This window comes from Streptomyces sp. T39 (genome assembly GCF_008042045.1).
Classification (GTDB): Bacteria; Actinomycetota; Actinomycetes; order Streptomycetales; family Streptomycetaceae; genus Streptomyces.
This window is the reverse complement of the sequence record NZ_RDBP01000250.1, coordinates 1-623: the sequence shown is the minus strand read 5'-3', so window position 1 is coordinate 623 and position 623 is coordinate 1. Positions and strand designations below refer to the sequence as shown.

1 protein-coding gene and 1 pseudogene are annotated in these 623 nt (G+C 73.7%); both read right to left on the bottom strand.

The window, feature by feature from the left end; translation table 11 throughout:
- Positions 1–185, bottom strand: a 185-nt coding sequence (locus tag EAO77_RS37820; protein WP_147992789.1) for a nuclear transport factor 2 family protein, incomplete at its 3' end; no start/stop codon positions are given.
- 304 nt (positions 186–489) lie between these two features.
- Positions 490–623 (bottom strand): annotated as a pseudogene (locus EAO77_RS40935) (anti-sigma factor); the annotation flags it as partial.

Genomic DNA, 623 nt, shown 5'->3' with positions numbered 1-623 from the left:
TCACCGAGCCTGCGGAACAGGCCGAGAATCGCTTCGCGCCCCTTGTGGTGCCCGGAGATGGGGCTGTTGCCGGGGACGTGGTAGACGGCGTCCGCCGTCATCAGGGAGCTGAGGGTCTCCATGTCGCCTTCGCTGAACGCTACGTAACCCCGGCGCACCAGGGCGCAGTCAGGATGCTCGGACATCGCAGGACACACCTTTCGTCCGCTTCGATCCCCGTTTCCTCCATCATCCGCCGGGCCTCCATCGCTGTCCACGGACCGTAGGTGCCGGCCGGACCGTGGTGCGGGAGCTGCCGGCCGGCAGGTGCGCCGCCCGGCGCACCTGCCGGGGGTGCGCGCCTGCGCGCGAGGTCTCGCCCCGTCCCCGGGAACACCGGACGGGGCGAGGCCGGCGCACGCCGGGATCCGGTGTCCCTCCGGGCCTCCGGCGCGGCGGCTTCCGGCACGGTGCGGGGGCCTGCGGCTTGCGGCCGCCGGGAGCCCTCCGTCAGGCCGGGAAGTCCATGACCGCGAGCGGTGCCGACGTCGGCCGGGGTGAACCGCCCGCCGGTTCGAGGGTGATGCCCATTCCGGAGGCGCCGTCCACCGGACCCTCCATCATCACCGCGCCGGACCCTCCGG